The sequence below is a fragment of the Amycolatopsis sp. NPDC114505 genome (assembly GCF_055633615.1).
On the sequence record NZ_JBVKDV010000005.1, the window covers coordinates 714056 to 732050 of the forward strand.

The 17995-nt window shown below is 71.1% G+C and carries 15 protein-coding genes and 1 tRNA gene; 6 read left to right on the plus strand and 10 right to left on the minus strand.

Annotated elements, in window-relative coordinates:
- Positions 1-62: 62 nt before the first annotated feature.
- Positions 63-653 (minus strand): TetR/AcrR family transcriptional regulator, encoded by a 591-nt coding sequence (locus tag ACZ7OU_RS46310; protein WP_470260130.1) that lies wholly within the window; start codon positions 651-653, stop codon positions 63-65.
- Positions 654-735: 82 nt separating this feature from the next.
- On the opposite strand from ACZ7OU_RS46310, the gene ACZ7OU_RS46315 reads away from it, so the two are divergent.
- Positions 736-1479 carry an SDR family oxidoreductase gene (locus tag ACZ7OU_RS46315; protein ID WP_470260131.1) on the plus strand — a complete coding sequence of 248 codons (744 nt, stop codon included), beginning with the start codon at positions 736-738 and terminating at the stop codon, positions 1477-1479.
- Positions 1480-1483: 4 nt separating this feature from the next.
- Here the strand turns inward: ACZ7OU_RS46315 and ACZ7OU_RS46320 are convergent, their stop codons facing one another.
- Both ACZ7OU_RS46320 and aceE read right to left on the minus strand, forming a co-directional pair.
- Positions 1484-2695: an alpha-hydroxy acid oxidase gene (locus tag ACZ7OU_RS46320; RefSeq protein ID WP_470260132.1), complete on the minus strand. Its 1212-nt coding sequence runs from the start codon at positions 2693-2695 to the stop codon at positions 1484-1486.
- 85 nt (positions 2696-2780) lie between these two features.
- Positions 2781-5576 (minus strand): pyruvate dehydrogenase (acetyl-transferring), homodimeric type, encoded by a 2796-nt coding sequence (gene aceE, locus ACZ7OU_RS46325; RefSeq protein WP_470260133.1) that lies wholly within the window; start codon positions 5574-5576, stop codon positions 2781-2783.
- Between the two features lie 416 nt (positions 5577-5992).
- Between aceE and ACZ7OU_RS46330 the strand changes: the two genes are divergently transcribed.
- The 3 genes from ACZ7OU_RS46330 to ACZ7OU_RS46340 all read left to right on the plus strand — a co-directional run bounded on the left by ACZ7OU_RS46330 (position 5993) and on the right by ACZ7OU_RS46340 (position 7079).
- Entirely contained in the window at positions 5993-6424 is a 432-nt protein-coding gene (locus ACZ7OU_RS46330; protein ID WP_470244789.1) for a DUF3052 domain-containing protein, read from the plus strand.
- A 72-nt stretch (positions 6425-6496) separates the two neighbouring features.
- A complete protein-coding gene (locus ACZ7OU_RS46335; protein WP_470244788.1) occupies positions 6497-6958 on the plus strand; it encodes a peroxiredoxin in 462 nt (153 codons plus the stop codon).
- A 49-nt stretch (positions 6959-7007) separates the two neighbouring features.
- A tRNA-Val gene (locus ACZ7OU_RS46340) sits at positions 7008-7079 on the plus strand.
- 24 nt (positions 7080-7103) lie between these two features.
- Here the strand turns inward: ACZ7OU_RS46340 and ACZ7OU_RS46345 are convergent.
- The 5 genes from ACZ7OU_RS46345 to ACZ7OU_RS46365 all read right to left on the minus strand — a co-directional run bounded on the left by ACZ7OU_RS46345 (position 7104) and on the right by ACZ7OU_RS46365 (position 14284).
- The gene (locus tag ACZ7OU_RS46345; protein ID WP_470260134.1) at positions 7104-10001 is read right to left on the minus strand and encodes a tetratricopeptide repeat protein; all 2898 of its coding nucleotides are present in this window, start codon (positions 9999-10001) and stop codon (positions 7104-7106) included.
- A 73-nt stretch (positions 10002-10074) separates the two neighbouring features.
- Positions 10075-11517, minus strand: coding sequence for an MFS transporter (locus tag ACZ7OU_RS46350; RefSeq protein WP_470260135.1), 1443 nt, complete (start codon positions 11515-11517; stop codon positions 10075-10077).
- 400 nt (positions 11518-11917) lie between these two features.
- Complete coding sequence (locus ACZ7OU_RS46355) at positions 11918-12520, minus strand: GAF domain-containing protein (RefSeq protein ID WP_470260136.1); 603 nt, start codon at positions 12518-12520, stop codon at positions 11918-11920.
- Positions 12521-12624: 104 nt separating this feature from the next.
- A complete protein-coding gene (locus ACZ7OU_RS46360) occupies positions 12625-13662 on the minus strand; it encodes a hypothetical protein (RefSeq protein ID WP_470260137.1) in 1038 nt (345 codons plus the stop codon).
- A 121-nt stretch (positions 13663-13783) separates the two neighbouring features.
- On the minus strand, positions 13784-14284 hold the full coding sequence (locus tag ACZ7OU_RS46365; protein ID WP_470260175.1) for a carboxymuconolactone decarboxylase family protein: 501 nt from the start codon (positions 14282-14284) through the stop codon (positions 13784-13786).
- A gap of 125 nt (positions 14285-14409) precedes the next feature.
- Here ACZ7OU_RS46365 and ACZ7OU_RS46370 point away from each other — a divergent pair, with 125 nt between their 5' ends.
- Positions 14410-14874, plus strand: a complete 465-nt coding sequence (locus ACZ7OU_RS46370; RefSeq protein WP_470244749.1) for a MarR family winged helix-turn-helix transcriptional regulator — start codon at positions 14410-14412, stop codon at positions 14872-14874.
- On the opposite strand, the gene ACZ7OU_RS46375 is transcribed toward ACZ7OU_RS46370, so the two are convergent.
- Together ACZ7OU_RS46375 and ACZ7OU_RS46380 are read right to left on the minus strand one after the other, a co-directional pair.
- On the minus strand, positions 14871-15287 hold the full coding sequence (locus ACZ7OU_RS46375; RefSeq protein ID WP_470260138.1) for a cupin domain-containing protein: 417 nt from the start codon (positions 15285-15287) through the stop codon (positions 14871-14873). The genes ACZ7OU_RS46370 and ACZ7OU_RS46375 overlap by 4 nt on opposite strands.
- A 14-nt stretch (positions 15288-15301) precedes the next feature.
- A complete protein-coding gene (locus ACZ7OU_RS46380) occupies positions 15302-16789 on the minus strand; it encodes an AMP-binding protein (protein WP_470260139.1) in 1488 nt (495 codons plus the stop codon).
- A 31-nt stretch (positions 16790-16820) separates the two neighbouring features.
- Between ACZ7OU_RS46380 and ACZ7OU_RS46385 the strand changes: the two genes are divergently transcribed.
- The gene (locus ACZ7OU_RS46385) at positions 16821-17957 is read left to right on the plus strand and encodes an acyl-CoA dehydrogenase family protein (RefSeq protein WP_470260140.1); all 1137 of its coding nucleotides are present in this window, start codon (positions 16821-16823) and stop codon (positions 17955-17957) included.
- Positions 17958-17995 lie beyond the last annotated feature (38 nt).

A 17995-nucleotide genomic window follows, 5' to 3' on the forward strand; every position in this document is an offset into this window, starting at 1 on the left:
TGCCTCCCTGATCACGCGTGATGCCCCGCTGGTCACGTGCGATGCCCCGCTGGTCACGCGGGTTACGGCCGCGGGAGCACGGCGAGGACGGTTTCGGCGATGCCGCGCAGGTCGGCCTGGTCGCAGCTGCCCTTGCCGAGGGCTTCGATGCCGCGCAGGGTCGCCAGCAGGAGGCCGGCCAGGCGGGTCGGGTCGGGGCCGGGGGCGAGGTCGCCCGCTCGCTGGGCTCCGGCGACGCACGCGGTCAGCATGGCGTTCAGCTCGCGGAACGCCTGCCGGGCCCGGGTCGCGACCTCCGGGTCGTGTTCGGCGCATTCGGCCGCGGACTTCGCGATCAGGCAGCCCCGGTGGATGTCGTCCGCGATGACGGCTTCGGCGTCAGCCAGGACGTAGTCGCGTAGCCGCTGGTAGGCGGTTTCGTCGGGGCCGTCGAGCTTGTGACGCGTCGCTTCGACGGCTTCGGTGCAGTAGTCGTCGAAGACGCGCAGGAAGAGCGCGTGCTTGTCCCCGAAGGCGCCGTAGAGGCTGCCTTTGCCCAGGCCGGTGGCCGCGGCTATGTCGTCGATCTTCGTGCCCGCGTACCCCGTCGACCAGAACCGGTCCCGGGCCGTGCGCAGCACCGCGCGCTCGTCGAAGCTCCGGGGTCTCGCCATGGGCTCAGGATATCCATTCTTGACTATCTCGTCCAGAACTGCGTACGTTCTGGACGAGATAGTCAAGAACTCGGAGGGCACCGTGAACCTGAAGGACAAGACAGCTTTGGTGACCGGCGGCGGGACCGGCATCGGCCTGGGGATCGCGAAGCGGTTCGCCGCGGAGGGCGCGCACCTCGTGATCACGGGCCGCCGCAAGGAGGTCCTCGACGACGCCGTCGCCGAGATCGGCGGCAGCGTGCAGGCGATCCGCGCCGACTCGGCGAACCTCGCCGACCTGGACGAGGTCTACCGCGTGATCGCCGAGCGCGGCCGCGGGCTCGACGTCGTGGTCGCCAACTCCGGCGGCGGGATTTCGGCCCCGCTCGGCGAGATCACCGAGGAGCAGTTCGAGACGACCTTCGGCACGAACGTCAAGGGCGTCCTCTTCACCGTCCAGAAGGCCTTGCCGCTGCTGAACGAGAAGGCGTCGGTCATCATCACCGGCTCGACGACGTCGACGCGCGTGGCGCCGGGCATGAGCATCTACGCCTCGACGAAGGCCGCCGTGCGCAGCTTCGCCCGCACCTGGGCGCTCGACCTGCAGGGCAAGGGAATCCGCGTGAACGTCCTCAGCCCGGGGCCGACGCTCACCCCGGGCCTCCTCGGCCTGGCCGAGCCGGACGCGCGGCAGCAGCTCGTGGACGGGATGGCGGCCCAAGTCCCGCTGGGCCGCCTCGGCGACCCGTCGGAGATCGCCGCGGCGGCGCTGTTCCTGGCCACCGACGAGGCGAGCTTCGTCAACGGCGTCGAGTTCTTCGTCGACGGCGGCCAGGCGCAGGTCTGAGCGTCTAGCGCAGGGTGGCGTGCGAGGGCGTCAGGTCCTTCAGGGTCCGGACGCCCAGCAGCTGCATCGTGCGCACCATCTCCGTGCGCAGGATGTCGACGCACCGCTGGACCCCGCGCTCGCCGCCGGCCATCAGGCCGTACAGGAACGCGCGGCCGACCAGCACCGCGTCGGCGCCGCGGGCGATGGCCGCCACGATGTCGCCGCCCGAGAGGATGCCCGTGTCGATCCAGACCTCGGCGCCGCCCTGGAGCTCGTCCAGCACCGCCGGCAGCAGCTCCAGGGGCGTCGGGGCGCGGTCGAGCTGGCGGCCGCCGTGGTTCGAGATCAGGACCGCGTCGGCGCCGTGCTTGACGACGTCCCGCGCGTCGTCGACGTTCTGCACGCCCTTGACCACGAGCTTCCCGGGCCAGGTCCGGCGGACCCAGTCCAGGTCGTCGAAGTTCAGCGTCGGGTCGAAGAGCTTGTTCAGCAGCTCGGCGACCGTGCCGCCGAAGTGGTTGAGCGAGGCGAACTGCAGGGGCTCGGTGGTGAGCAGGTTGAACCACCACGCCGGGTGCGTCGCGCCGTCGAGGAACGTCTTGAGCGTCAGCGCCGGCGGGATGGTCAGGCCGTTGCGGACGTCGCGCAGGCGCGCGCCGCCGACCGGGGTGTCCACGGTCAGCATCAGCGTGTCGTAGCCCGCCGCCCACGCGCGATTCATCAGATCTTCGCCCGCGCCGTGGTCGCGCCAGACGTAGAGCTGGAACCACCTGCGGGCTTCGGGCGCGGCCTCGGCGAGGTCTTCGATCGACGTCGTCGCCATCGTCGAGAGGCCCATCGGGATGCCGTTGCGCTGGGCCACGCGGCCCACGGCGGCTTCGCCCTCGTGCTGCATCATCCGCGTGAACCCGGTGGGGGCGAAGGCGAACGGCAGCGCCGACGTCTTGCCGAGGATCTCGCGGGTGGTGTCCACATCGGACACCCCGCGCAGGACGTTCGGGTGGAACTCGATCCGCCGGTAGGCCTGGCGGGCGCGCAGCAGGCTGTCTTCCAGCTCGGCCGCGCCGTCGGTGTAGTCGAACGCCGCTCGCGGGGTCCGCTTGCGGGCGATCATCCGCAGGTCGGCGATGGTGTGGGCGTTCGCCAGTCGCCGGTCGGTCGGGTTCAGCACGATCGGCTTCGGCCGCAGGATCTGCTTCAGCTCGTCCGGCTTGGGCAGTCGGCGCTTCGTCACCTTCATCAACTCCCTGGCAAGCGGGACCCGGCAGACATCGGATGTCTGCCGGGTCCCTTTCTAGCACGGTGTCTCTAGCACCAGGTCACGCGTTACCGGCTTCCGACGTCTGCGGCCCGGCGGCCGCGATGTCGTCGAGCCGGTACTTCGTGGCCGCTTCGAGGACCTTCGCCTGCTCGACCTCGCCGCGCTTGGCCAGGATCGACAGCGCGCCGACGGTGATCGACTCGGCGTCGACCAGGAACTTCCGCCGCGCCGCCGGCCGGGTGTCGGAGAACCCGAACCCGTCGGTGCCCAGCGTCAGCATGTCGGTCGGCACGTACGGGCGGATCAGGTCCGGCACCGCGCGCATCCAGTCCGACACCGCCACGACCGGGCCGTTCGAGCCCAGCAGCGCCTCGGTGACGTACGGCACGCGCGGCTCGCTGCCCGGGTAGAGCAGGTTGTCGTGGTCGATCTCGACGGCCTCGCGCCGCAGCTCGGTCCACGACGTCGCCGACCACACCGACGCCCGCACACCCCACTCCTCGGCCAGCATCTTCTGCGCCTTGAGCGCGTCCGGCATCGTGACGCCCGAGACCAGGATCTGCACCTCCGGGCCGTCGCCCTCGGGCGCGCCGGCGTACTTGTACAGACCCTTCAGCAGGCCGTCGACGTCGAGGTTCTCCGGCTCGGCGGGCTGCTGGTACGGCTCGTTGTAGATCGTCATGTAGTAGAAGACGTTCTCGCCGTTGCCGTCCGGGCCGGTCTCGCCGTACATCCGGCGCAGGCCGTCCTTCACGATGTGCGCGATCTCGAACGACCACGACGGGTCGTAGGCCACGGCCGCCGGGTTGGTCGCCGCCAGCAGCAGCGAGTGCCCGTCGGCGTGCTGCAGGCCCTCACCGGTCAGCGTGGTGCGCCCGGCGGTGGCGCCGATGACGAACCCGCGGGCCATCTGGTCGGCGGCGGCGTAGAGGCCGTCACCGGTCCGCTGGAACCCGAACATCGAGTAGAAGATGTAGATCGGGATCATCGGCTCGCCGTGCGTCGCGTACGACGTGCCGACGGCGGTGAACGACGCGGTCGAGCCCGCCTCGTTGATGCCCTCGTGGAGCAGCTGGCCCTTCTCGGACTCCTTGTAGGCCAGCATCAGGCTCGCGTCGACCGACGTGTACGTCTGGCCGTGCGGGTTGTAGATCTTGGCCGTCGGGAACATCGAGTCGAGGCCGAACGTGCGGGCCTCGTCCGGGATGATCGGGACGACGCGCTTGCCGATCTCGGAGTCCTTCGCCAGCTCGCGGACCAGCCGGACGAACGCCATCGTCGTGGCGACCTCCTGCTTGCCGGAGCCCTTCCGGATGCCCTCGTAGACCTTGTCGCCGGGCAGCACGAGCGCCTTCGAGGCCTTCGGGCGGCGTTCCGGCAGGAAGCCGCCGAGCGCCTTGCGGCGGCCGATCAGGTACTCGATCTCGGGCGAGTTCGCGCCCGGGTGGTAGTACGGCGGCAGCTTCGGGTCGCGCTCGAGCTCCTCGTCGCTGATCGGGATCCGCTGCGAGTCGCGGAACAGCTTCAGGTCGTCGAGGGTGAGCTTCTTCATCTGGTGCGTGGCGTTGCGGCCCTCGAACGCCGGGCCCAGGCCGTAGCCCTTGATCGTGTGGGCCAGGATCACCGTCGGCTGGCCGTGGTGCTCCAGCGCCGACTTGTACGCCGCGTACACCTTGCGGTAGTCGTGGCCGCCGCGCTTGAGGTTCCAGATGTCGGCGTCGGAGAGGTCCTTGACCAGGTCCTTCGTCCGCGGGTCGCGGCCGAAGAAGTGCTCCCGGACGAAGGCGCCGTCGTTGGCCTTGTACGTCTGGTAGTCACCGTCCGGCGTCACGTTCATCAGGTTGACCAGCGCGCCGTCTCGGTCGGCGTGCAGCAGCGAGTCCCACTCGCGGCCCCAGATGACCTTGATGACGTTCCAGCCGGCGCCGCGGAAGTACGACTCCAGCTCCTGGATGATCTTGCCGTTGCCGCGGACCGGGCCGTCGAGCCGCTGCAGGTTGCAGTTGATCACGAAGGTCAGGTTGTCGAGACCTTCGCCGGCCGCGATGTGGATCAGGCCGCGCGACTCCGCCTCGTCCATCTCGCCGTCGCCGAGGAACGCCCAGACGTGCTGGTCGTTCGTGTCCTTGATGCCGCGGTCGCGCAGGTAGCGGTTGAACCGCGCCTGGTAGATCGCGTTCATCGGGCCGAGGCCCATCGACACCGTCGGGTTCTCCCAGAACTCCGGCATCAGCCGCGGGTGCGGGTACGACGGCAGGCCGCCGCCCTCGCCGGCGTGCGAGTACTCCTGGCGGAAGCCGTCGAGCTGCTGCTCGGACAGGCGGCCCTCGAGGAACGCGCGGGCGTAGACGCCGGGGGAGGCGTGGCCCTGGATGTAGATCTGGTCGCCGCCGCCGGAGTGGTCCTTGCCGCGGAAGAAGTGGTTGAACCCGACTTCGTAGAGCGCGGCCGAGGAGGCGTAGGTCGAGATGTGCCCGCCGACACCGACTCCCGGGCGCTGCGCGCGGTGCACCATGATCGCGGCGTTCCACCGGATGTAGGCCCGGTAGCGGCGCTCGATCTCCTCGTCACCGGGGAACCACGGCTCGTTCTCGGTGGGGATGGTGTTGACGTAGTCCGTCGAGGTCAGCGCGGGCACCCCGACGTTGCGTTCACGAGCGCGCTCCAGGATGCGCAGCATCAGGTACCGCGCCCGCTGCTGACCTCCCCTGGCCAGCGCCTCGTCGAAGGAGTCCAGCCACTCGGCGGTCTCCTCCGGGTCGATGTCGGGCAGGTGCGCCGCCAATCCGTCACGGATGACGCGTACGCGTGCCGGGGTCTCCTTGCCGGAGGCGCCGTCGTTCTGCGGGGCCAAGGGGTCTCCTTGCGAAAAGTTGCAGCCGGTGGTGCTCGTACTCGGGGTGTGTGACTCTCCATCGTCGTCTTCCGTCCCGGCTTCCGCACCGCTACTGAGCGGTAACATCAGCCGACCCGGTCGAGCCACTCCCCGTGCGCGGTGTATCGCGCGCGCGTTTTCTTCCTCCCCACCCTAGGGGACGCCCCCCGAAGGGGTGGCGGACCGGTACCGGGAGGCACCCGAAACGACGTCGCGGGAGGCCGGTGGCGGGCCGTATCCTGCGACACGAGTTGTCAAAGATCCGGTGTGGACGGTTGCGCGCGAGGCCCTACCAGTGTTCGCTATCGGCAACCGGGTCGCCGAGTGTGGCGCGGCCGTACCCTCGCGAAGGGGGTCGGACGCCACGCTCCGTCGTAGTTGGAGGAGTGAAAGCAGTGGTCGCCGCGGGAGACGCTGATCAGTCAAGCGTCGCCGAGAGGCTCGGCATCAAGCCCGAGATGGTGGTCCAGGAGATCGGCTGGGACGAGGACGTCGACGACGACGTCCGCGCGGCGATCGAGGAGCAGATCGGCGGGGACATCCTCGACGAGGACGCCGACGAGGTCATCGACGTGGTGCTGCTGTGGTGGCGCCAGGACGACGGTGACCTGGGAGACGCGCTCATCGATGCCCGAGGCCCCCTGGAAGAGACCGGCGTGATCTGGGTGCTGACCCCGAAGACGGGACAGCCCGGGCACGTCGAGCCGAGCGAGATCGCCGAAGCGGTGCCCGTCGTCGGGCTGGCCCAGACCGCCAACATGAGCGTGGGCGCGAACTGGATCGGCACGCGCCTGGTGTCTCCGAAGTCGAAGTCGAAGCAGCGCTGAACAGGTCCCGCCCGGCTGACACGATAGGGTTGTCGTCGCAGGCACGTGTCCGTACGGGAGAGGAAACGCGGTATGACCGTCGAGGTCGGTTCTGAGGCCCCTGACTTCACGCTCAACGACTACAACAAGCAGCCGGTGCAGCTGTCGTCCTTCCGGGGCGACAAGCCGGTGCTGGTGGTCTTCTACCCGTTCGCGTTCAGCGGGATCTGCACCGGCGAGCTGTGCCAGCTCCGCGACGAGTTCGCCGACTACGACAACAAGGGCGTCCAGGTACTGGGCGTCTCGGTCGACACGCCGTTCTCGCTGAAGGCGTGGGCCGAGAAGGAGGGCTACCAGTTCCCGCTGCTGTCCGACTTCTGGCCGCACGGCGAGGTGGCGAAGGCGTACGGCGTGTTCAACGAGCAGGCCGGCCTGGCGGTCCGCGGCACGTTCCTGATCGACACCACCGGTGTGGTCAAGTTCGCCGAGGTCAACGCCCCGGGCGAGGCCCGCGACCAGCAGGCCTGGAAGAAGGCTGTGGCCGAACTGGCTTGATTTCCCCGGACGGCGGCTCCCGGTTGTTTGCGGGGGGCCGCCGCCCGAGGGGCGCATAGCTCAGCGGAAGAGCACTCGGCTTACACCCGAGCGGTCGCAGGTTCGAACCCTGCTGCGCCCACCGACCGGACGAACCCCGAGCCCATCACGGCGTCTCAGCCAGCACGGCTTCCGCGGGAAGCCCGGTTTGGACCAGACGCTGCCGAAGCCGAGCCGTCTCTCTTCGGAACGCTCGTTCGTGGAGTTCGGGGTTCATCGCGGCCGCGGCCTTCCACGCTTCGACTGCGCCGCGGTCGGCGCGAAGCGCCTCTTCGTGCCTCCCCAAGACCCGGAGGCTGAACGCCCGGTTGACCAGGAGTTCGGCGAGGGCGGGGAGGTGACGCAGGGGTTCGGCGTCGGCGAGTTCCCGGCGGATGACGATGGCTTCGTCGTTCAGGTCGAGCGCTTCCTGGTGACGGCCGAGAGCGCGCAGTGTGCACCCGTGGTTGTTCAGGGAATAAGCGACGTCGGAAAGGTATCGGCCGGGCTCCGTGCCGGCCAGTCCGCGGCGAATGGTGATGGCTTCCGCACCCGGGCCCAGTGCCTCCTGGACGCGGCCCACACCCTGCAGGATGCCGCCGAGGTTGCTGAGCGATTCGGCGAGGCCGGGGAGGTGGCGCGCGGGTTCGGCGTCGGTGAGTTTGCGGCGGATGGCCAGCGATTCCTTGGTGGGCTCTAGCGCCTTCTGGTACTGGCCCAGGCCGTGCAGGGTCGTGCCGAGGTTGCTGAGCGCGTGGGCGAGGTCGGGAAGGTGGCGCTCGGGCGCTGTCGCGGCGAGGTCCCGGAAAATGGTGACGGCTTCCTCGGCGGGCTCGAGCGCCTCCTGGTACCGCCCCAGGCCGGGCATGGTGGTCCCGAGATCGATCAGGGCGCGGGCCAGCCGGGGCAGGTGACGTCCGGGTTCCGTCTCGGCGAGTTCCCGCCGGATGGTGATGCCTTCTGTGGTCAAGTCGAGAGCCTCTTCGAAACGGCCCAAGGCTTGCAGGATCCCGGCGAGGTTGCCCAGTGAATCAGCGAGGCCGGGGCGATGGGGTCCCCGTTCGGCGTCAGCCGGTTTCCGGTGCAGGGTGACGCTTTCCTCGGCCACGTCCAGCGCCTCTCGGTAGCGCCCGAGGCTGCGCAGGGTGGCCCCGAGGTCCCCCAACGACTGAGCGAGGTCGGAGCGGTGGGAGCCGGGGTCGGTCTCGGCGAGCTCCCGGCAGATGGCGACGGCTTCCTCGGCTGGGACGAGTGCGTGCCTGCCCCGTCCCAGACGATCGAGGATGGTCGCGAGGTTGCTGAGGGCGTGGGCGACGTCGGGGAGGTGGCCGGGATCGGCGGCGGCCAGCTCCCGGCAGACGGTGACCGCTTCCTCGGCCACGGGGAGCGCTTCCCGGTAGCGGCCCAAGTGGTCCAGGGCGCCGCAGAAAGCGAACAGCGCCGCGACGAGGTCGGGGAGGTGACGTCCGGGCTCGGCCTCGGCGAGCTTTCGGCAGTGTTCGGCGAACAGAGCGGCCAGCGCGGCCCGGATGTGCGGGAAGCGGCCGTCCGCGGGAGACGTCAAGGTATGGGCCAGGTGCTCGGGGTCCGTGATGCGGGTGTGGTCGACCAAAGCGGCGATCGCGCGGTCGACGGCGTGGTCGGGGGCACTGGTGTCCAGGAGCGCGGTGACGACCGGGGACAGCGGGGAGCCGTCGCGGTCGATGAGTGCGATGAGCAGCTCGAGCGCGTCGGGGAATTCGGCGTGCGCGCGCACCAGGACCGGGGTGGCGACGGCGATGTCGCCGGGCTCGAGCAGCTCGGTGCGGCCGAGTGTGTTCAGCATCAGGCGGTCGCCGACCAGGTGCGGGCGCACCCCCAGGCGCTCGTCCGGCCCGTTCGGGTAGCGGTTGCGTGCCCAGCGAGCCACCGCGAAGCGGGACTCGTGGGCGGCGTCCGGGGCGAACTGAGGAACTCGCCGCAGTGCTTTCGCGGCCTCCTCGGTGCTCTTCGCCGGAATCAGCATCAGGACGGTCACGGCCTCGGCCAGCACATCGACGTCGCAGCCGGACGGCAGAGAGCCCGACCCCGGCTCCCAGGTCCGCGTTTCCCGGTCCACGAGCTCGGCCATGAGCGTGGCCATGGACAGTTCGCGGGCGTCGGTGTTCCCGAGGGTGGTGAGCAGGGCGCGGGCATGCAGGATCAGCATCGTGTCCTGGTTCGTGCCGACCGGGCGATCCGGTAGCTCCGGATGCCGGACACCGAAAGTGGCGGCGTAGGCGATGGTCGTTTCCTCGAACCAGCGGCGCCGATCGGCCTCCTCGCCGATCGCCGCCAGCCGGTCGACCCCGAACACCCGCGGCAGTAGCGTGTCCGGCAACCGGAGTGCCTTCGGATCCCGGCACAGCACCAGCAGCCGCACCAGTGCCGGGTTGCGAAGCGCCGCGAGCAGCAGCCGCTCCAGACCAGGCACCCGGTCGGCGTCGTCCACCAGGACCAGCGTCGGATCACCGGCCGCCACGACCCGCTCCAGCACGCCGTCGACCGGTCCGGTCAGCCAACCCGCGGCCCATCCTGCGGGCAACGACTCCGCCACGGCCAACGCCAGCCTGCTCTTGCCCACCCCCGCCGGTCCGGCGACCACTCGGGCCACGCCGGCCTCCGGCGCCCGTTCCACGCACCAGGAAACCAGCGCGTCGCGCGACTTCGCCCGGCCCCACAACCGGGTCGGGGTGAACGGCGCGGTCAGCCAGGCCACCGCCGCCGGCACGCCCTCGGCTCCCGGCTCAGGCACCTCCGGTGGCGGCGGCCGCAACGGCGCCAGCACCAGGTCACGCGCCGCCCGCGCGGCCTGCTGATCACGCACGCCCTGCCACACCGAGAAGCCGGCTTGCGCTCCGACCAGCACCACCGTGGCGCACACCAGCACCCAGGTGGCGCTGTCGGTGACGAGGTTGGTCACCACACCCAAGCCGGCCGCGATCACCACGGCCGCCACGGGGTGCCACCATCGCATGACCGACCCGACCATGACTACGCGTCGCATGGCGGACGACAGTAGCTGCCCGGCTTCCGGCCTCGGTGCGGCAACACCCGGGCGGACCGCCGGCCGGCCGTGCTCATCCGACTTTCGCCGACTCCGGGACGGCCGTCTCCGTGCGGCTCATCGTCCACACCAACAGCGCCAGCCCCGCGAACAGGACCGCCGCGATCACGCCCGTCACGTTCACCGCGCTCGTGAACGCTTCCCGGGCCAGCGAAGCCAGCTCTGGGCGGGTGACGTCCGCAGCGAGAGTCGTCCCCGCCGGGAACACCCCGTGGTACACCGCCGTCGCCGTCAGGCCGATCAAAGCCAGCCCCAGTGAGCCGCCCAGGTAGTTGCCCGTGTCCGCCATCGAGGCCGCCGAGCCCGCTCGCTCCGGTGGGACCGCACCCATCACCAGCCCGATCCCCAGCGCGAACAGCGGGCCCGTGCCCAGCGTCAGCACCGCGATCCCCAGCATCACCAGCGGCAAGCCGTGAGTGAACGCCAGCAGGACCCCTCCGAGGGAAGAGACCACCAGGCCGCCCGTGATCGCCGTCGCCGGGGGCATCCGGCGGGTCAGCGACGGCGCCGTCATCGTGCCCGCCGCGACGCCCAGGCCCATCGGGGCGAACAGCAGCGCCGACACCAGCGACGAGTAGCCCAGGACGCTCTGCAGGTACTGCGTCACCAGCAGGCCGACACCCGCCATCGCGACCCCGGCGACCACCAGCGCGACCAGCACCGCGGTGAACGGCCGGTTCCGGAACAGCCGCAGGTCCAGCAGCGACGACGTCCGCAGCTGCCGCCGGACGAAGACGGCGCCGAGCGCGACCCCGGCGCCGATCGCGGCGAGGGGCACGAGCAGCTCCCCGGTGGTCAGCTGCTTGAGACCGAACACGATCAGCAGCACCGCCGCCAGCGAAAGCCCGACGCCGGCGAAGTCGAGCCGTCCGGACGCGGGGGCGCGGAACTCGGGCAGCAGGATCGGGCCGGCGACGAGCAGCACGGCCATCGCCGGCACCGCGACCAGGAAGACCGAGCCCCACGCGAAGTGCTGCAGCAGGAACCCGGCGAGCACCGGGCCGGCCGAGCCGCCCGCGAACTGGCACGTCGCCCAGATCGAGATGGCCTTCCCGCGCTGCTTCTCGTCGCGGAACATGTTCGTGATCAGGGCCAGCGTCGACGGCATCAGCGTCGCCCCGGCGACCCCGAGCGCGCCGCGGACCACGATGAGCATCGCCGGGGTGGTGGAAAACGCGGCGACGACCGACAGAGCCGCGAAGGCGCCGCCGCCGAAGAGCAGCAGCCGGCGTCGGCCGATCCGGTCGCCGAGGGTGCCCATGGTGATCACGAACCCGGCGACGACGAAGCCGTAGCTGTCGGTGATCCACAGCTGCTCGGTGGCGCTCGCCCCGAGGTCGGCGCTGAGCTGCGGCAGGGCGAGGAACAGCGAGGTCATGTCCATCGCGACGAGCAGGGTGGGCAGCACGAGCACCGTCAGCCCCAGCCACTCCCGCCGTCCGGCCGGCTTGTCCATTTCGACTCCTTCTCGGTGGTGCGAACACCCGGGGGTCGGAGCCGCGCCCCGCGACCGGACACGGGCGCGGAAACTTTCTTGAGACGATCTTGAGGGACGGCGGAGGTCCGGACCCGAACCTGGTTCCAGCGCACCACACCGGGTGGTGCCCGCCGGACAAGGACCTCCATGGCCGACCACGCGCTCCCCGCCCGCCGCCGCTCCGCCTGGCGCCCCCGTCGCCCTCGCCGTCATCGGCGGTTCCGTGCTCGCCGCCATGGACGCCGGCGTCTGGGCGACGCTCTCGGCGACCGCCGCGAACGTGACGCCCGAGACGATCAGCAGCGGTGACCCTCGCGGCGAACGGCGCCGGGTTCGACCAGGCGGTCGGCAACCTGGCCCCCGGCGACATCGTCAACCGCTACGTCGACCTCACCAGCGGCGGCAGCCTCGACGCCCAGGCGCTGACGATGCAGGTCGCGGCCACCGGCTCGGGCGCGCTCGTCACCGACTGGACCACGACCAAGGCCCTGCGGCTCACCCCGGGCAGCCTGCCGCTCTGGAGGCGGGTCAGGTCGAGGACGTCGTTCGGCAGCCGGATCAGGCGGTCGGTGTTCTTGGCCGCGATCGCGACCAGCCGCGCCGCCTGCAGCGGCGTCCGCAGCTCGTGGCTGACCAGGGAGACGAACTCCTCGCGGGCGTGCCGGGCGCCGCGTCGGGCCTGGACGACCGCGACCTCCAGCTCGACCCAGTGCGCCAGGCCGCGCAGCCGGTCGCGTTCCGCCGCGCGCAGGTGCTGCGGCTCGCGGTCGATCACGCAGAGCGTCCCGACTTTGTGCCCCGACGGCGTGCGCAGCGGCTGCCCGGCGTAGAACCGGATGTGCGGCGACCCGGTCACCGACGGGTTGTCCGCGAACCGCGGGTCGAGCCGGGCGTCGGGGATCTCCATCAGGTCGTCGAGCCCGACGCAGGACTTGAACCACTGCCGGTCCAGCTCGACGAGCGAAACCAGCGCGATGGGCACGCCGAATGTGTGCTGGTATCGAGGCGTGGCCGGGAAGCTGCCCGCCGTGTGACTCGACCAGGTGACGGCGCGCCCGCCGCGGAATTGGCGGGCGCGCCGGGGGTTCACCCGCAGTGCCAGCGCATCGGTGCCGTCCTGGGATCCGGGTCGTACACCGTGGCCGTGCCGAAGAGGTCACCGTTGTCGGCGACTTCCCGGACCCAGGCGTTGTGGTCGCCCGGGTCGACCGTCTGCGCCGGGCCGCCGTCGGCTGGGAGGAACAGCGTCGTTCCGTCGGCCGCGGAGCCCACGATCGCGCCCGCGGTGTTCATCGCCCGCACGCTCTGCAGGCCCGGCAACGCCCGGTCGAACGATCCGTCGGGGTGCCAGAGGAACGCCGCGCCGGGGCCCGCGTTGCCGGCGATCCGCTCCGACGTGATGGCCCTGGGCACCACGTCACCGGAGGCGACCGGCGAGGTCATGCGAACGGCGTCGCCGCCCGCGGGCACTACGAAACCAGCGAAGTTCCCGCCCACGGACCAGTCGATGGCCGCCACCGCGACCGTGCCGTCGTCGGCGATGCCGGCCGCGTTCTGGTAGCCGTTCGTCGGTATGGGCAACACCTCCACCGTCCCCGGGGCGTCCGCCGGCCACACGACCGTGGTGCTCACCCCGTTCACCGCCCTCTCGCCGACTTCGCCCATGATGTCGCCGCGGGCGTTGATCGCCAGCGCTTTCGTGTTCGTGTACCCCGGCGGATCGGGCAGCCGCTCGAAGTGGCCGCCGAAGTACCGGACCGCGTGGTTCAGCGGGAACTCCCCGAACTCCCGCGGATCGGTGTACGAGCCGACGGCCACCCCGGCCGCGTTCACGTCCTCGAGCGCGGTGTTCAGCCCGAACGCGGCGCCGAGCACGTGCGGCCCGTCGGCGCGCCACACGACCCCGACGATCGGCCCCTGCAGCGACTTCGGCTGCAAAGCGCCGGCGACCGCGCCCGCTCCGTCGCCCGTGCCGACGTTCTCCAGCCAGTAGCCGTCGGGCACCGGCAACGGACTCGACGAGCACCCCTCCGGCACCGCCGCCACGGCCGGTGTCCCGGCTGGCAACACCCCCGCCGACACTGCCGCGATGATGACGGCGATGTACTTCCCCCGTGTGCGCAAAAGTCCTCCTCGGACCTCGGATCAACCCCCGACCGAACACCTCGGATTCTACCGGCGGACACCGACAAAAACGGGCTTCCTGTTGTGGCGCAAGGGAAATCGGAAGGACGAGGAACGATCGTCACACCGCGGTAGCGTGCCAGGCGTGGCCGGCGAAAGCCTCGTCCAGCGGGGCGTCGGTCAGGCGGTTCGCGAACGTCGACAGCGTGTACGTCCCGATGCCCAGCACCACCTCCAGCGCGTTCCGGGTCGTGTAGCCGGCGTCGGTGAACGCCGCCAGCTCGGCCGGCGGGACGTCGCCCGTCGTGTCCATGACCGTCAGGACGAACCGCCGCAACGCCTCGAGCCGCGGTGACGGCAGAGACGACTGCGCTCGCAGTGCCGAAACCAGCTCCGGTGCGGCGGACAAGCCCTGCAGTGAAGCCGTGTGCATCGCCACGCACAGGTGACAGCCGTTGCGGGCCGCCACCGTCATGACCAGCACTTCGCGGTCCAGTGCCGGCAGCGTCGTGGACTCGAAGAGCGCGTTGAGCTTCAGGAAACCGTTCAGCAGTTCGGGTGACGTCGCCATGCGTGCGACGGCGGCCGGGACGCGGCCGAACTTCTTCGCGGTGGCCGCCATCGCCGGGCGGGCGGCGGGAGGTGCAGACTCCGGGGTGTGATCGGGGAACAAGACGTCTCCAGACGTAGTATCGACAACGTGGTTGTCGAAACAGTAAACCTGGTTGTCGAAAAGGGCAAGAGGCAGTGACCGACGCGCCCGGCTACGAGCTGCCCTTCCTGCTCTTCGGCGGCTTCCGCACGCTCATCGACCGCCTCCACGCCGAGCTCGCGCGCCGCGGGCACCCGGACGTCCGCCCGTCCTACGGCTTCGCGATGCAGGCCATCGGCGTCCAGGGCGCGACGGCGTCGGAGATCGGCCGCCGGCTCGGCGTCTCCAAGCAGGCGGCGGGCAAGACGGTCGAGCGGCTCGAGACGCTCGGGTACGCCGAACGCGCAGACGACCCCGAAGACGCGCGGCGCAAGATCGTGCGGCTCACCGCGCACGGCGTCGACGCGCTCACGAAGTCCGCGGAAATCTTCGACGACCTGCGCAAAGACTGGGCCCGCACGGTCGGTGCCGAGCGGATGAGTGCGCTCGAGACCGACCTGCGCGCGGTCGTCGGCCCGGCGGCCTACCGGCTCGACGCCGCCGGCTGGTTCAGCAGCTAGAAGCCGCAGCCCGGGTCGGGCGCGTCCTCCGACAGGGGGCTGCCCGCCGGGAGCACGTACAGGACTTCCAGCACCAGCGGCGTCGTCCCGAGGTTGCGGCCGATGTGCACCTGGTCGGGCTTCTCGGTGAACGCGCGCCCGGTGCCGAAGACGCCGTCGAGGCTGCAGTCGGCGAGGTTGTGCGTCAGCGTCCCGGCCTTCACGTACGCGTAGAGCGTGCCGTCGTGGAAGTGCCAGCCGGTGTAGCCGCCGGGCTGGACGGTGATCTCCCGCAGCGTGTAGTCGGTGTGGCCGATCGTCTTCTGGGCCAGGATCGTGCCGGTGACGCCGCTGCCGGGCGTCGCGGACGCGGTCCCGGTCAGCAGCGTGACGGCCAGCGCGGTCGTGGCGAAGAGCGTGACGGTCTTGCGCATCGGGCAGTTCCCCCTCAAGTCTTGCGCAGGGTGCGCCGCATCATCTTGCCCGATTCGGTGCGCGGCAGGCGATCGGTGAAGTCGAACCGCTTGGGCGTCTTGAAGCCGGCGAGCTCGCCGCGGCAGTGCTCGGCCAGCCGCTCGGCGAGGGAGTCGTCCGCCACGACACCGGGCACCGGCTCGACGACGGCGACGACCCGCTGGCCCCATTCCTCGTCGGGCTCGCCGATCACCGCCGCGTCGGCGACGTCCGGGTGCGTGAGCAGCCGCGCTTCGATCTCGGCCGGGTAGATGTTGACGCCGCCGGAGAGGATCAGGTCGGTCCGCCGGTCGAGCAGGAAGACGCGGCCTTCCGCGTCCCGGTACCCGAAGTCCCCGACGGTGATGTACTCCCCGGACCGGCCGGCGGCGGTCTTCTCCGGGTCGCCGAGGTAGTCGATCGCGGTGTGGGCCGAGCTGAACCAGATCGTGCCCGGCTCGCCGTCCGGCACCGCGGCACCGTCGTCGTCGAGGATCTTCAGCCGGACGCCGGTAAGCGGCCGGCCCACGGTTCCGGGCGCGGCCAGCCACTCGGACGCCGTGGCGCCGCAGATCAGGCCTTCCGACGCGCCGTAGTACTCGTGCACCACCGGGCCGAGCCAGCCGATCATCCGCTCCTTGACCTCGCGCGGGCAGGGCGCCGCGCCGTGGATCACGCTCACCAGGCTCGACGTGTCGTACCGCGCGCGGACGTCCTCGGACAGCCGCAGCATCCGGTGGAACATGGTCGGCACCAGGTGGGTGCCGGTGACGCGGTGCCGCTCGACCAGCCGCAGGGTCTCCTCCGCGTCGAAGCGGTCCATCAGCACCGCGCTGTGCCCGAGGTGCATCGCGTTGACGGCGAACGAGCCGGGCGCGGCGTGGTAGAGCGGGCAGGCCACCAGGTGCACGCCCGGCCCCGGCCCGACGTCGAACGCCGCCAGCAGATCGCGGTGGATCGGGTGCAGCGACGGCGGGTTCCCGCTCAGCGCGCGCCGGACACCCTTGGGCCGGCCGGTGGTACCCGACGTGTAGAGCATCGTCTGGCCGGCGGTCCGCGGCTCCGGCGGCGTCGACGGCTCGTCCTCGCCCCAGGACGCGTAGTCACCCCACCCCTCGGCCGGGCCGACCGAAAACCGGGGCACGTCGAGGTCGCAGCCGCGCGCGATGTCCGCGTCCGCGACGACGACCCGCGCGCCGCTGTTCTCGACCACGTAAGCGATTTCGGCGGGGGAGGAGCGGTAGTTGACCGGGGTGAAGTACATCCCGGCCTGCAGCGTGGCGAACAGCAGCTCGAAGTAGGGGAGTCCGTTGTGGACGATCGCGACGACGCCGTCGCCCTCGCCGAGGCCCAGCCGGCGCAGCGCGTGCGTCAGCCGGTTCGCCCGCGCGGCCAGCTCGCCGAACGTCGCGGCCGTGCCGTCCGGCGCGAGCACCGCGAGGCGGTCCGGGTGCTGCTCTGCCACGTCGAAGAAGGTGCTCACCCGCCGCACGCTACCGGGTACGGTGCGACGCATGGACGCGGAGCTTTTCGGGCAGGTGCTCGGTGCGGTGCGGGACTTCGTGCGCAAGGAGGTCGTGCCACGCGAGGCGGAGATCGACGAGCGCGACGAGATCCCGGCGGAGATCCGGGAGAAGGCCGCCGAGCTGGGCCTGTTCGGCTGGGCGTTGCCCGAGGAGTACGGCGGCCTCGGCCTCGGCATGGCCGAAGACGTCCGGCTGGCGATCGAGCTCGGCCACACGACGCCCGCGTTCCGGTCGCTGTTCGGCACCAACAACGGCATCGCCGGCCAGGCGATCGTGCACTACGGGACGCCGGACCAGCGCACCCGCTGGCTGCCCCGGCTGGCCGCGGGACAGGCGATCGCGTCGTTCGCGCTCACCGAGGCCGAAGCCGGTTCGGACCCGGGCGGGCTGACCAGCCGCGCGGTCCGCGACGGCGACCGCTACCGGCTGTCGGGCACCAAGCGCTTCATCACCAACGCGCCGCTGGCCGAGGTCTTCGTCGTGTTCGCGCGCACCGACCTCGAGAGCACCGGCAGCCGCGGCATCTCGGCGTTCCTGGTGTGCGCGGGCGCGGACGGCGTCACGGTCGGCCCGCACGACGCCAAGATGGGCCAGGCCGGCGCGTGGACGTCGGAGGTGGTCTTCGACGACGTCGAGGTGTCCGCGGACGCGCTGATCGGCGAGGAGGGCAAGGGCTTCGGCATCGCGATGGCCTCGCTCGCCCGCGGCCGGCTGCACATCGCGGCCCTGTGCGTCGGCATGGCGGAACGCGCGCTCGCCGAAGCCGTCGAGTACGCGCGGACGGCTCGTCAGGGTGGCCGCGTGATCGGCGAGTACCAGCTCGTGCAGGCGCTGCTGGCCGAGTCGCACGCCGAGCTCGCGGCCGGCCGCGCGATGGTGCACGAAGCCGCCGCGAAGTACGACTCGGGCGAGGACCGCAAGCTCGGGCCGTCGTCGGCGAAGCTGTTCTGCACCGAGATGCTCGGCCGCGTCGCCGACCGCGCGGTCCAGGTGCACGGCGGCATGGGCTACGTCCGCGGCGTCACGGTCGAGCGGATCTACCGCGACGCGCGGCTGTTCCGGATCTACGAAGGCACCAGCGAGATCCAGAAGCTCGTCATCGCGCGGCAGCTGCTCAAGGACTGAGCTTGCGCTGGAGTTCACTCCAGCTCTTACTGTCGGGG

Coding starts and splice junctions, on each gene's coding strand:
- ACZ7OU_RS46310 (WP_470260130.1), bottom strand. CDS start 653: ATGGCGAGACCCCGGAGCTTCGACGAGCGCGCGGTGCTGCGCACGGCC.
- ACZ7OU_RS46335 (WP_470244788.1), top strand. CDS start 6,497: ATGACCGTCGAGGTCGGTTCTGAGGCCCCTGACTTCACGCTCAACGAC.
- ACZ7OU_RS46345 (WP_470260134.1), bottom strand. CDS start 10,001: ATGCGACGCGTAGTCATGGTCGGGTCGGTCATGCGATGGTGGCACCCC.
- ACZ7OU_RS46350 (WP_470260135.1), bottom strand. CDS start 11,517: ATGGACAAGCCGGCCGGACGGCGGGAGTGGCTGGGGCTGACGGTGCTC.
- ACZ7OU_RS46365 (WP_470260175.1), bottom strand. CDS start 14,284: ATGGCGGCCACCGCGAAGAAGTTCGGCCGCGTCCCGGCCGCCGTCGCA.
- ACZ7OU_RS46375 (WP_470260138.1), bottom strand. CDS start 15,287: ATGCGCAAGACCGTCACGCTCTTCGCCACGACCGCGCTGGCCGTCACG.
- ACZ7OU_RS46385 (WP_470260140.1), top strand. CDS start 16,821: ATGGACGCGGAGCTTTTCGGGCAGGTGCTCGGTGCGGTGCGGGACTTC.